Here is an 11,566-nt window from a genome sequence, read left to right as displayed (position 1 = left end):
CCCCCTCGGCAGCCGCGTCCAGGCATTCGACGAAACCCGTCTTGTCCCAGATGATGCCGGACGCAATCCGATACGGGAATTCGTCGGGCTGCACCAGATTGCGGCGCCTGATCTCGAGCGGATCGAGGCCAAGCACCCTCGCGCCAAGATCCATCAAACGTTCGGTGACGAAGGCGGAGATCGGCCGGCCTACTCCGCGATAGGGACCGGTCGGCGGCTTGCAGGTGGCGACGCCGCGCACGACACCCCGATAGGAGGCGATCTTGTAGGGGCCGGGAAGGAAGCTGACGACCTGGACCGGCTCGAGCCCGCACGTCCACGGATAGATCGAATAGGCTCCGACATCGCCGATGACATCGGCCTGCAGCGAGGTCGCAACGCCGTTTGCGTCGAATCCCATTTCGGCATCGACGATCTCGGCAAAGGCCTGGCTGGAGCTGCTGACATCTTCCAGGCGATCCGCCGTCCATTTGAGCGAGCGGCCGAGCTTGCGCGCCGCGATGCAGATCAGGAGTTCCTCCGGATAGAGCGAGCCCTTCGAACCGAAACTTCCGCCAACATCGGGCGCCACCACGCGCAGGCGATGACCGGGAAGGCCGAGCGACTCGGAAATTGCGTCACGGACGATCCCGGGAATGTTCGACGACGTGTAAAGCGTGATGGCGTCGCGTCGCTTCTCGTATTCGGCCGTATAGCTGCGCGGCTCCATCGCAAGAGGCGCCTTGCGGGTCATTTCAAACCGACCGCCGACCTTCACCGCGGCGGCCTTCAAATCAGCGGCAACGTCGCCCTTCTTGAATTCGCGCGCGATCAGGACGTTGCTGCCCGCCTCCTCGTGCAACAGCGGCGCGTCATCGGCAACCGCGAGTTCTGCGCGCGAAATCGCGCCGAGCGGCTCATAGTCGACCTCGATCAACTCGATCGCATCCTCCGCGAGATAGCGCGAGGTGGCGATGACGGCTGCAACGGCCTCGCCGACATAGCGGACCTTGCCGGAAGCAAGAGGAAGGATCGGCGTCGCGTAATAATTCGGCATGCGCGAGACCGGAATCACCGGCTTGAAGTCCCCCGCGATGCCATCCGCCGTGAACACGGCGACCACGCCAGGCGCTGCCTGCGCGACGGTGGCGTCGATGCGGGAGATCCGCGCATGCGGCTGTCCGCTCCGTAGAAAGGCGACATGAAGCGGCCGGTCCGGCTTGCGGTCGGCTGAATATTCGCCGCGCCCGGTCAAGAGGCGTGGGTCCTCCGTGCGCTTGATGGGCGCGCCGACGTTCCGGGGACGCAACACATCCGACGGCTGAGCACGCCTGTCGCTACTCATAGCCATCGTTCCCCTTGCGCAGGCCCTGCCATTGCTGGTCGTCATGGCCGCAAATCACTGCCGCGCCGGCCTTCTCGATCCGCCGCACTTCCGCGAACGTCTTCAATTGCTCGTCGACATTCCAGGTGTTGCGGGGCGGAGTATCGGCATCGAGATTTCGGCGCAGGCTGACCGCATCCGAAGCGAGCAGGAACTGACCATCACGGTCGAGGCTCACCAGCGCGCCGAGCGAGCCAGGCGTATGGCCCGGTAGCGGCACCAGCACGACGCTGGAATCCCCGAAGACATCCTTCTCGCCGTTCAGCGGCTCGATCGGCTGTCCGTAGTCCCAATCCGCGCGCAGGTAGCCCGCGGTTTCGGCGCCTGGCGCCTTAGCAGCTTCGATCTCCTTGGTGTGAGCGAGGATCGTCGCCTTGCGGAAGAACTGATTACAGCCGCAATGATCAGGATGGAAATGGGAATTGACGACGATATCGATGTCGTCCGGCTCCAGCCCGACGCAGGCGAGACTCGGCAGCAAGGTCTCGTTCGCGCTCATCAGCGGCTTCATGACCTTGGCGAGCGGACCCCAGCGCTCCTCCACATTGTCGACCACGGACGGGTGACAGCCGGTATCGAACAGCACATTGCCCTGCTTGTGCCGAATCAAGGCACTACTCACGGGAAGATCGATCATTTCGCTGCGGTCGGCGCCGGCGACATAGATGCTCTTCTTCATGCGAAGACGTCCGGCGGCGAGGAAATTCAGCTTCATGATGTTTTCTCCGCGCGCTGCGCAGCCGCACTCCTGATCGCCGCGACGATGTTCTGATATCCGGTGCAGCGGCAGAGATTGCCCGACAGCCCTTCCCTGATCTCGTCGTCGGTCGCGAGCGGATATTTCCGGAGCAGATCCTCGCCCGTCATCAGCATCCCGGGCGTGCAGAAGCCGCATTGAAGCCCGTGGTGCTCACGAAACTGGGCCTGCAGCACATTGAGCATTTCCGGCGTTCCGAGCCCCTCCACCGTCGTGATCTCGGCGCCATTGGCCTGCACGGCAAGCGTCAGGCAGGAGCGCACGCTGTCGCCATTCATCAGCACAGTGCAGGCACCGCAAACCCCGTGCTCACAACCGACATGCGTCCCCGTCAGTCCGAGTGTGTCGCGCAGGAAGTCCGACAGCAGCAGGCGCGGCTCGACGTCCGCGATGTCGTATGTCGTGCCGTTGACGGTCACCGATACGTTCGTGCTCATCGGATCACCTCACTCAATGCCGTCTGCATGGCGCGCCTTGCCAACTGTCCCAGCAAATGCTGGCGGTACTCGGCCGATGCGTGAAGGTCGCCATTGGCGGAAACGCTGGCCGTCACGAGTTCCGCAAATCGATCCGGTGTTTGGTCATTGACCTCGATCGCACCAAGCTCTCGTTCCACTTCCCTGAGCCGGAGCGGCGTATCAGCGACGCCCATTACCGCAACGCGCGCGTCGTCAATTCTGGCCTCGCTCCGCCGCACCGAGACGGCGATGCTTGCAAGCGCGAAATCGCCGAAACGGCGCGCCGCCTCCTCGAATGCGCAGCCGTTGTGTTGCAGGATCGGAAATTCGATCTCCACCACGATCTCCTCCGGCTCCAGGCAATTGGTCAGCGCGTCGACGAAGAAGTCTTCCGCAGCGATGGCACGCCGGCCCGACGGGCCGTGAACGCTGAGTTCGGCGCCATAGAACAGGGACAGCATCGGCAACTCGGCCGCGGGATCGGCATGCGACAGGCTGCCGCCGATGGTGCCGCGATTGCGGATCGCAAGGTGCGCCACATGCCGCATGGCCGCTGCCATCACCGGCAGTTTTGAGGCAATCAGCGGCGACTGCTCGATCTCGCGATGCCGCGTCAACGCGCCGATCGCGACGCGATCACCTCGCAGCTCGATGAACGACAGCTCCTTGATGCCGTTGAGATCGACAAGCACTGCCGGCCGCGCCATCCGGAAATTCAGCAGCGGCAGCAGGCTTTGGCCGCCGGCGAGGACCTTTCCTTCGCCATTGGCCGCACGCAGCGCTTCGACCGCGCCATCCACTGTCGTCGGCGCGACATAGTCAAACTTGGCAGGCTTCATCGCGCTCGCCCTCCAAGGCTGGTTTCCTTCCCCGCTCGGCCATTCTCATGCGCCGCGAAACCGCGGAGGCCTTTTTTCCGCGAAGGCTCTTCGGCCTTCTTTGAAGTCCTCGCTGTCGGATGCAGCATCGATGAGCTGCTGCGCCTTCGTCAAATCAAGAGCCCCGGCGCCCATCGAAATCCCGTTCAGCATGTATTTGGCGCCCGCGATCGAGAGCGGCGCATTGGCGGCGAGGCGCTGCAAAAATCGTTCGGCCGCAAGCACGGCATCGTCATGGATCTCGTCGATCAGTCCCATCGACATCGCCTGCTCGGCCGGATAGCGATCGCCGGAATAGAGAACGCGTCTGGCGTTCGCGAGGCCGGTCAGCGCCAGCAGCCGCTGCACGCTGTGAACGCCGTAGATGATGGAGAGCTTGGCGGACGGGATCCCGATAGTTGCGGTCAGATCCGCGAAGCGGAAGTCGCAGGCCAGCGCGAGATGGCAGCCGCCACCGAGACAATAGCCGGAAATGGCTGCGACGACAGGCTTTCCCAGCGCTGCGATCGCGCCGGAACAGGCATCGACCGCGACCTCGTAGTCGGCACTCTTGCGCCTGTCGTTCCGGATCGTGTCAAACTCGCTGATATCGGCCCCGACGGAGAAATCCCTGCCTTCACCCCTGAGCACGACCGCGCGGACGTGCCGGTCGCCGGCAAAGCGCGCGAAGATTTCGGACAAGTCACGCCACATCGCCAGCGTCACGGCGTTCTTCACCGCGGGCCGATTCAATGTGACATGCGCGATGTTGTCACGCCGCTCGATCCTGATCGCCTCCAACGTCGCTCCTCTGGCGCTCGATCATCCGAATGCTCGGGGCGTCCCCGGCAAAAGCAGGTTGCCACCCGGCCAACCGTCACTTGCATAAGTAGACTAATTTGTTACGACGCGTCAAGCCGTGTTCAGAGTCGACGCGTGCCGTGCGGAACGCGGCGCACTAGCCAGCGGAACTTGATAGACCACCCGAGAAAATAGCTTGCTTCGCGCTACAGCCGCTCGCGCTGCATCAAGCGTATGAAATCTCACAAGATCGTAGGCTGGCGTGGAAAATAATCGGAAGGCGTGGGGGAAGCGACTCGCCCCCGACCCGAACATTCCGGCTCTGCAGCGAGTTGACGCCGCGCGGAGAGAATGTCAGTCAACTCCCATTGAAAGATAAAGCATATTTGACCTTCCTAGGCTGTTCTAAGCGACGAAACGCGGCACGGTCGTGAAGGGTCAGGGTTCATTCCGTATTTCCGGCCGTGAAGATAGTTCCGCTCCTCGGCTGCGTTAAAAACGCCGGTACAGTTCGGGGGCGAGCTGGTAAAAAAGACGAACGTGACATGCAGCTGCATGCCCATCCCTGGGAACCTTCGTAGATCAAAAACCGTCTGCGTCCCGTTGAACGTTAGCTAGCGCAGATGCGCGGATCGCTCTCACGGGTGCCATTGTATTTTGGACACGGAGCACCAATGGATTCCACGCTGGACGACAGGCTCGCGGAACGGCAGATCGCGGAGCAGCTTTCGAACCTGGCGCTCGAAGCGGGAGTCAGTCCTTCGGCCCCGCCGACCAGCGTGAAGACGTCTCGCGCCCCGCCGGCAACGATTCATCAATTGGCGAATTGGCGCTATGTGGCTTTCGTCTGCTCTCTGTTGGCAGCATCCATTGGTGTTGCCGCTTGGTGGTGGTCGTCCTCCGCTCATACGGCGATGATGGCCTCCTCGGGCCCAGCACCTCTGACGCAGGCCCCGCCGGAAGCAGTCGCGCCGAAAGACGCCGCGCCGTCTGCCGTCGCCCTGTCTTCCGACTTGGCGCAGCAGCTCCAGCCGATGACGCGCGACCTCGCTGCCTTGAGGCAAGCGGTCGAACAGCTCAAGGAGAGGCAAGAACAATTGGTCCGCGACAATGAAAATGTCGCGAGCCAACTCAAGGCGAGCCAGGAAGAAATGGCACGTAACAACAGTGTCATCGATGAGATCAAGGCGATCCAGATCCAGATGGCGCGCGAAAGCCAGACGCTCACCGAGCGCCTCAACGCAAGCCAGGAACAACTTGCCCGCGTGATCGCCAACGCTTCAGCGCCAAAGGTGATGCCTGAAGAGCCAAAGCTGAGCCCCGAAGAGCCAAAGGTTATGCCCGGAATACCACTGCCGCGTCCGCGGCGGTCGGCCAATGTCGCCCAGGCGCAAAAGCCGGCGCCAACCCCGGCCCGCCCGCAAGCCAAAAAGCCGCAACCGTCGTTGGTATGGCCATGGTCAGCGCGCTAATGCCGTGACCGACCTGCTCCCTGCGACGGCACCTAAAACTGTGGCGGCTCGTTGACTAGGGGCCGTCCAGTTCGCGCGTGCTCTGCTTCCGCCGCCTCTTCCCGGACGAATTTCCGAAGGACGTTCCGAACCCCTGGGTCGGCGTCACCATGAAGACCCGTGTGAAAAAGAAAAAGCCGGCCGTGACGCGAGACGAGGTCTACACCTTTGCACATGGCTGCATCGACCATCACAAGACGGGCGAAATCGTCGACCATCCGCTCGAAGATGGCGACGTCAAGTTTTATGAGGAAGCTGAGGAGGTGCTGTCGCACTTGAAGCGTCTCGGCACCCCGATGATCCTGTACGAGGTCGAGGAAGGTAAAGAACAGCATGTTTCGACCCTACGACGGCATCATTCCCCTCAGGTAATTTTGCAATTGAACCAAAGTCCCCAATGATCGCTGTCTCGTTATGCAGGTAAATGTTCGCCGGCTTGATGTCTCGATGAACAAGCCGTTGACCGTGCAGCTCTGCAAGCCCCATAAGAATATTTGCACATTTGTCGAGTGCGGCCAGATTTGAAGTTCGGTTAGCCTGAAGAAAAGTATCAAGATCTCCTTCGGCGCAATGCGGTGTGACAAAATAGGCCCATTCATTTCCCGCAAACCCTGCGTCGAGTATCTGCAAGACGTACGGGGACTGTAACGACATGAGCGCCTGCGGCTCCGCATGGAGCTTTTTGAGCCCTCCCCAGTAGTAGAATTTTATGATGACTTCGGATTGCAGAATCCGGTTAATCGCAGAAAATATGTGACCGTTACCGCCCTGCCTATTATGAACTTTTATTTCGTACTTTGAAGCCAGGTTCTGAAGTTCTGCATTGATCTCTTCCGGGGCAGCCGGATCTTCTAAGAGAAATGTCATCCGATTACTTCAACATAAAGCAGCACGCCGCCTGGAAAGCGTTTGTCTGATACTTGAAGGCGTCCTTAGGAACTTCGAAGCCGTGCTTCCTTTTCGATGCCGCGATCGTCGTAGGATGCAAAATCACAGTGGAACATCCGTCAACAACTTGTATTAGACCTTCAATCTTAAAGGTCATGGCGCCGCCAGCGAACTCTCCCTTAGTGTTTCGTCCTCTTACAGCGAAGTCCGTTACTCCATGGGTTTTAACGAATGCGCTAATTGCACCGTAAAAGCTACGGACGGAGCCCTGATCCGAACTGTCACGAAGAACGATTCTTGCTGATCGTGATGGAATAATTTTGAAACTGCCGTCTGCTAATTTTTCGACACTTACGAGAATTACCTCACTGCCGGTAATCTCGACACCGCAACATTTCATCGTGTTCTTACCTGATATTGCTGAGAGGCGATCGACGCCATACACAGTTATAACTTCCACACGCCGAAGTTGTCCAACTGGATTCGAAATTCTAAGCGTGGACAACCTTTCCTTCAGATGGGCTCACGACGGCTGGGCAGAACGAGATATGACTTCCCGCCTCGGACGAGGGATCACCCCCGCAACGGCGGCGGTCGCGATGCAGGACTATTTGGCACAAATCGAGAAGGTACGTAGAGACGCAGCCGAGTGCTCTAAGGAAGGCTGAGAAATCCAGGGAGAGCGTTCGAGCGAGCGGTATTAGAGTAAGCCGCCCACAGTTTTCCGTGCGGGTCAACTTGCCTTCGCCCTTTGGTTGCGGTTTAAAATGTGGCGGGTCTGAAAAGATTTTGATGTTTTTCGCGTCGCTCGCGCTGCTTTCGGTGATGCCACAGATCGCGAGCGCATCATCAGAAGCCCGCCCACGCGCCGTCCCCGTCAAAAGCACGAACGCGGACAAATCCGGCCAGGAGAGCGACTAATGTCGACCGAAAACGTCAGTGTGAACTTCAAGTGCCCGAAGTGCGGATGCGCAATCATCAGCCTCCCTGATGATCACACTGACGAGTCGCACGCCGCCTGCAAAGAGTGCGGCGCGGATTTTGGCCCTTATGGTGACATAAAAAAGCGGGCCGTCGATCTGGTAAAAAGCGAAGTCAATAGAACGATCAAGGAGGCCTTCAAGGGCGTAAAGGGATTTAAGATAACTTAGCTCTCACCTCCGCCACTTCTGGCCAGAACGCGATATCGACAGGAAGGCTTTCCGTCGTCAATTGAAGGGCAGCCAGCCTCGTACATTCTGGACACTGCATCCCGACCAAAAAGATGTTCTGAGGCTAAGGCGCAGCGATCAAGCCGATCCCCGTCCTCAGACCGAGTCACGGGTCCATCCGAGAACGAGGCCCGGTACTTAGCATGCCGCCCCAAGCACAGGTTCGATCTCCGATTCAAACCTAAGGGTGTTGATCACAAGCGCGATTCGCGCTTAACGCGCCTCTCTTCCTAATGGCGCCTCCAATGTAATGCGCTATGTATAGTCCCAATGACCGTCAGCACTGGGGGCGCAGCGATGTACAATCTACTTATAAGGTACAAAACTTGGGGCGATGGTAGGGACGCTTTCCCGATCGACCGCTTGTTCGAAGCTACGGACGACAACGTCGCTGCGTCCTTCAAAGATGGCAGTACGCTCCTGCTGGACAGGCTGATAAGCCATCCCTGTTTGTTCATGCAAGAAGGTGTGAACGACGAACTCGCTTACGTTGGGACGATCTACCGCGCTCGACCGGTTGGTAATGACTTGGCGATCGAATACACTTACGAGTTGGACATTCCTCCGCTGTTGAACAGCGCGATCTACTCGAACAGACTAGATTTTGATATTACGCGTGATTCCGAGTTCACGCGGACCCATTGGGCTGTGAAAGACGTTGACCTCTACCGAGTGCTCCTTCGGAGTAATAGGCCTCGCCGGCGACGTCCAACCGTGTTCCAGTTGCCGGATAACGAAAGAATCGAGCCCGCGCTCGTGTCCGCTATGATGCCCTTCGAAGCATCCTTCACGCCTGTGTATGATGGCCTTAAAGCGACAGCGGAAAAGGTCGGGCTTCGGTGTCGTCGTGCCGACGACATATGGGAGAACCCGGCCATTATTCAGGACATTGTGTCCCTGATAGATCGGTCGCGAGTCGTCATCTGTGATTGTTCCGGCAGAAATCCGAATGTGTTCTACGAAATAGGAATAGCGCATACATTGGGACGCGAGGTCATTTTGATTACGCAGAACGAGGCCGATGTCCCGTTTGATCTGCGACACCTACGCTACGTCCGATATCTGAATAATGCAGAAGGGCGGCAAGAGCTTTGCAGGAAGCTCGAAGCCAGGCTCTCTGACCTCATGAGAGATTGAGACGAGGCATAGGTTGTCACGGGCGTTGTCGTTTCTAGGGTCTCACTGTCGCATGCGCCCAAATTGACCTAGGAACAATCCGGCAAGGGGCTTAGCGTGTCTACTATCGCGGCCTAGAGCAGCGAGAGCTGGATCGCCGCGTCCTGCGCGTGGCGGTCTAGAAATTCCTGTAGCGGAGGAGGCACCTCGCCGCGATTGGCGCAACGCTGGCGCAACTCCTCGGCACCCTCCTCAGTGGCGTCGCGTGACCACCCCTCGCCGGTGTTGAAGCTGACAATTCGGATCGGGTTGGCGTACTGGCCCTCCATCTGTTGGCGCAGCAAGGTCTCACGGTCGGTGTCCTCCTCGTCGGTCTCGCGCCACGCGCGGCCGAGATGATGGCCGACTGATCGAGAACAAGAAACACATCCCGGTCGGTGCCGGGCACGATCCTTGGAGGGCCGCCCGTTGATTGCGCGGCGGCCCAGCACCTCATCGAAGTAGAAGAACGCGCGCTCGCCGTTCTTTTCTCGAACGATTCCTCGTGCTGCACGATGGCGGGTGGCGTCGATTGGGCGACGACGATGCTGGCGCGCCTGTTGTTTTGTTGGATGTTGCTCGCGCGTTTGATCGGTGGTCATGCCAATCAGGGCTTTCAGGGTTCGGCGCAGCTGTGCGGACGTCTTGGCGAAGCTGATTTCGCGCGCTTCAAGCTAAAGGCGCGGCATTTTCTGAGGGCACATGAGAATCACATCGTCCTGCATAAACTGCGGCAGGGAAAGCCGCTCACCGCGACCGATTTGGCCGAATTGGAAAAGATGTTGCTGGATGCCGGTGTGGGTGAAGCCGGCGACATCAAGCGAGCGCGGGAGACGAGCCAGGGTTTCGGTCGCTTCGTCCGCTCACTTGTAGGGCTCGATCGTGCAGCGGTGGCCTCGTCCTCGAGCACCGCCAGCACCGCGTCCATCGCCGCTAGTGCCTCGTCGACATAGGCATATTTTCGCGCCATCGCCGCGTCGGCCATGCCGATCGCCGCCAGCACCCGATGACGGCTCAACACCGCCTCCTCGCTCTCGGCCGCGGCGCCAGCCGGCAAGCTCGAGGTGTGCGAGGCGGCATTGGCGAGCCGCTTCATGATCTTGAATTGGCTCGCCGGGTCGGCCTGGACGTTGTCGGCGATGGTGGAAAAACCGGTCGTCAGCGCCTTGTCGACATTGCTGGCAGAGGCCGCCAGGCCGTCGTCCTGCGCCACCTCCTCCAACCTCAGGACCTCGCGCCGCTGTTGCGCTGACGCAGTCGCCGGCATGGTCTGAGTCATGGTCTTGGCGACGATGTCGACCAGGGCCTGCGCCCGATTGATAACGTCCGTCCGCCATGGCTGCGAGACCAGCGTCGGACGATAGTCACGTCTAAAGGAATCCCGCGAAGTGGTGTTGAGACCGGACGAAATGATGCCAAACAGCGAACCGCCGAAGCCGCCGATCGAATTGGCTTCGACAAACTCCATCTCGGCATAGGACTGTCCGGCCTCGTCCTCGATCTTGTCGCTAACCTTGATCGACCGGCAGGCGACCATGGCCGTGCCGCGGGTCGGATGCACCAGGATGCCAGGGCCGGGCGACTCGCAGGCGGCGAACAATGCCCCGGAATCGGAGACGTGATCGTCCTCCCGGAACACCGCGGTGAGGTGATAGACCCGGATCTTGCGGCCGAGGTCGGCATAGGCGGTTTGCTCGCCGAACGGAAACTCGCCTTCGGCCCCGCGCCGGCCGCCTTCAACATCGGCCTCCGTGCAATAGAACTGCACACCCTTGAACGACGCCGGGACGTAGTCCTTGCCGATCGCGCAGTTGGTTCTCGACATCGCGCGTCCTTAGCCAGATCCCGGATTGGATGCCTTCTGGCCGCCGGTATCGGCGCCACCGGTTTTCGGCAGTCCGGAAAGATCGATGCCGATCTTGAGGCCACTGGCGCCGGCGACAAACGCTGACGCAATCGCGCTGCCAACGCCGCTCGCGCCACCCTGCATCGCGCCGACGGCCGAAGTGCCGGCCTCGCCGCCCGCCGCCTTGATCGTCGTCGCCCCGGTTGCAAACACGCTGTCGAACTGGCTCGGCAGCAATTGCGCCTGACCGATTGAGCTTGCCAGCTTGCCGGCAGAAGCCTCGGCTGCCTTAGCTGCAAGATCGATCGTCGAAGCCGTGTCGGGTCCCTTGGTTTCCGGCGACTTAAGCCTGATCTCGCGATCACGTTCGGCCAAACTTCTGAGGATGGCATCGAACCCTTCTGTCGATGGCGGCTCCGTGACCTCCTTCGGCGGCGGCTTGAAATTTTTCAGGATGTCGGCGATCCAGCTTGGCGCCTCGGCCTCACCCCGTTCCGTGACATCCACCACTGGCGTCGGCTTGGTCGGATCACCCCATCCAGGCCGCTCGGTCGGCTTGAAGTCCCGCTGAGCATCATCCCACCACGCCGGTTTGGCGCGGCCCTCAATCAGCTCCAGCGAACTGTCCAGCCGTGCAATGCGACTGGTCAGCTCGGCAATCTGCTGGCCGAATGCGGCCCTCTCCTCCGGCGTCCGCGCGGTAGCCTGTGCACGCTTGG

At 60.2% G+C, this 11,566-nt stretch carries 13 protein-coding genes and 2 pseudogenes; 5 read left to right on the top strand and 10 right to left on the bottom strand.

All coding sequences use genetic code 11. From position 1 onward, the window contains the following. The 5 genes from CWO89_RS32740 to CWO89_RS32720 form a co-directional block, all read right to left on the bottom strand. Nucleotides 1-1,324: xanthine dehydrogenase family protein molybdopterin-binding subunit (locus CWO89_RS32740; protein WP_130582624.1), on the bottom strand; the 1,324-nt coding region annotated here is incomplete at its 3' end. After that, on the bottom strand, nt 1,317-2,078 hold the full coding sequence (locus CWO89_RS32735) for an N-acyl homoserine lactonase family protein (protein WP_130582623.1): 762 nt from the start codon (nt 2,076-2,078) through the stop codon (nt 1,317-1,319). The genes CWO89_RS32740 and CWO89_RS32735, both read right to left, overlap by 8 nt. Then, nucleotides 2,075-2,557, bottom strand: coding sequence for a (2Fe-2S)-binding protein (locus CWO89_RS32730; protein WP_130582622.1), 483 nt, complete (start codon nt 2,555-2,557; stop codon nt 2,075-2,077). Before CWO89_RS32730 ends, CWO89_RS32735 begins: the two co-directional genes overlap by 4 nt. Beyond that, nucleotides 2,554-3,417, bottom strand: coding sequence for an FAD binding domain-containing protein (locus CWO89_RS32725; protein WP_130582621.1), 864 nt, complete (start codon nt 3,415-3,417; stop codon nt 2,554-2,556). Before CWO89_RS32725 ends, CWO89_RS32730 begins: the two co-directional genes overlap by 4 nt. 45 nt (nt 3,418-3,462) lie before the next feature. Continuing rightward, complete coding sequence (locus CWO89_RS32720) at nt 3,463-4,236, bottom strand: enoyl-CoA hydratase-related protein (RefSeq protein WP_130582620.1); 774 nt, start codon at nt 4,234-4,236, stop codon at nt 3,463-3,465. A 674-nt stretch (nt 4,237-4,910) separates the two neighbouring features. Here CWO89_RS32720 and CWO89_RS32715 point away from each other — a divergent pair. After that, nucleotides 4,911-5,708 carry a hypothetical protein gene (locus CWO89_RS32715; RefSeq protein WP_130582619.1) on the top strand — a complete coding sequence of 266 codons (798 nt, stop codon included), beginning with the start codon at nt 4,911-4,913 and terminating at the stop codon, nt 5,706-5,708. Between the two features lie 77 nt (nt 5,709-5,785). Next, nucleotides 5,786-6,148: a hypothetical protein gene (locus CWO89_RS48290; RefSeq protein WP_245476687.1), complete on the top strand. Its 363-nt coding sequence runs from the start codon at nt 5,786-5,788 to the stop codon at nt 6,146-6,148. 1 nt (nt 6,149) lies between these two features. Here CWO89_RS48290 and CWO89_RS49730 read toward each other — a convergent pair. Both CWO89_RS49730 and CWO89_RS49725 read right to left on the bottom strand, forming a co-directional pair. Then, nucleotides 6,150-6,614 (bottom strand): annotated as a pseudogene (locus CWO89_RS49730) (protein kinase domain-containing protein); the annotation flags it as partial. A gap of 4 nt (nt 6,615-6,618) precedes the next feature. Beyond that, nucleotides 6,619-7,035, bottom strand: a complete 417-nt coding sequence (locus CWO89_RS49725) for a DUF3010 family protein (protein WP_502702933.1) — start codon at nt 7,033-7,035, stop codon at nt 6,619-6,621. Between the two features lie 520 nt (nt 7,036-7,555). On the opposite strand from CWO89_RS49725, the gene CWO89_RS32700 reads away from it, so the two are divergent. Together CWO89_RS32700 and CWO89_RS48285 are read left to right on the top strand one after the other, a co-directional pair. Further along, on the top strand, nt 7,556-7,786 hold the full coding sequence (locus CWO89_RS32700) for an ECs_2282 family putative zinc-binding protein (RefSeq protein ID WP_130582616.1): 231 nt from the start codon (nt 7,556-7,558) through the stop codon (nt 7,784-7,786). Between the two features lie 330 nt (nt 7,787-8,116). Beyond that, nucleotides 8,117-8,983 carry a hypothetical protein gene (locus CWO89_RS48285; RefSeq protein WP_245476686.1) on the top strand — a complete coding sequence of 289 codons (867 nt, stop codon included), beginning with the start codon at nt 8,117-8,119 and terminating at the stop codon, nt 8,981-8,983. A gap of 113 nt (nt 8,984-9,096) precedes the next feature. Here the strand turns inward: CWO89_RS48285 and CWO89_RS32690 are convergent, their stop codons facing one another. Further along, nucleotides 9,097-9,603: a hypothetical protein gene (locus CWO89_RS32690; RefSeq protein WP_349644912.1), complete on the bottom strand. Its 507-nt coding sequence runs from the start codon at nt 9,601-9,603 to the stop codon at nt 9,097-9,099. On the opposite strand from CWO89_RS32690, the pseudogene CWO89_RS49245 reads away from it, so the two are divergent. Next, nucleotides 9,517-9,825: pseudogene (locus tag CWO89_RS49245) on the top strand (type I restriction-modification enzyme R subunit C-terminal domain-containing protein); the annotation flags it as partial. The gene CWO89_RS32690 and the pseudogene CWO89_RS49245 sit on opposite strands and share 87 nt — an antisense overlap. On the opposite strand, the gene CWO89_RS32680 reads toward CWO89_RS49245, so the two are convergent. Together CWO89_RS32680 and CWO89_RS46255 are read right to left on the bottom strand one after the other, a co-directional pair. Further along, nucleotides 9,711-10,826, bottom strand: coding sequence for a DNA circularization N-terminal domain-containing protein (locus CWO89_RS32680; protein WP_130582615.1), 1,116 nt, complete (start codon nt 10,824-10,826; stop codon nt 9,711-9,713). The pseudogene CWO89_RS49245 and the gene CWO89_RS32680 sit on opposite strands and share 115 nt — an antisense overlap. A 9-nt stretch (nt 10,827-10,835) precedes the next feature. Next, nucleotides 10,836-11,566, bottom strand: a 731-nt coding sequence (locus tag CWO89_RS46255; protein ID WP_502702932.1) for a hypothetical protein, incomplete at its 5' end; no start/stop codon positions are given.

Source organism: Bradyrhizobium sp. Leo170, assembly GCF_004296405.1.
Classification (GTDB): Bacteria; Pseudomonadota; Alphaproteobacteria; order Rhizobiales; family Xanthobacteraceae; genus Bradyrhizobium.
Note: the sequence above shows the minus strand (reverse complement) of the source record. Positions and strands in the feature narration are given on the sequence as shown.

Bases quoted from the DNA above. Each gene is read 5' to 3' on its own strand.
- CWO89_RS32735 (WP_130582623.1), bottom strand. From the start codon at position 2,078: ATGAAGCTGAATTTCCTCGCCGCCGGACGTCTTCGCATGAAGAAGAGC.
- CWO89_RS32730 (WP_130582622.1), bottom strand. From the start codon at position 2,557: ATGAGCACGAACGTATCGGTGACCGTCAACGGCACGACATACGACATC.
- CWO89_RS32725 (WP_130582621.1), bottom strand. From the start codon at position 3,417: ATGAAGCCTGCCAAGTTTGACTATGTCGCGCCGACGACAGTGGATGGC.
- CWO89_RS32715 (WP_130582619.1), top strand. From the start codon at position 4,911: ATGGATTCCACGCTGGACGACAGGCTCGCGGAACGGCAGATCGCGGAG.
- CWO89_RS49725 (WP_502702933.1), bottom strand. From the start codon at position 7,035: ATGAAATGTTGCGGTGTCGAGATTACCGGCAGTGAGGTAATTCTCGTA.
- CWO89_RS32700 (WP_130582616.1), top strand. From the start codon at position 7,556: ATGTCGACCGAAAACGTCAGTGTGAACTTCAAGTGCCCGAAGTGCGGA.
- CWO89_RS48285 (WP_245476686.1), top strand. From the start codon at position 8,117: ATGACCGTCAGCACTGGGGGCGCAGCGATGTACAATCTACTTATAAGG.
- CWO89_RS32690 (WP_349644912.1), bottom strand. From the start codon at position 9,603: ATGACCACCGATCAAACGCGCGAGCAACATCCAACAAAACAACAGGCG.
- CWO89_RS32680 (WP_130582615.1), bottom strand. From the start codon at position 10,826: ATGTCGAGAACCAACTGCGCGATCGGCAAGGACTACGTCCCGGCGTCG.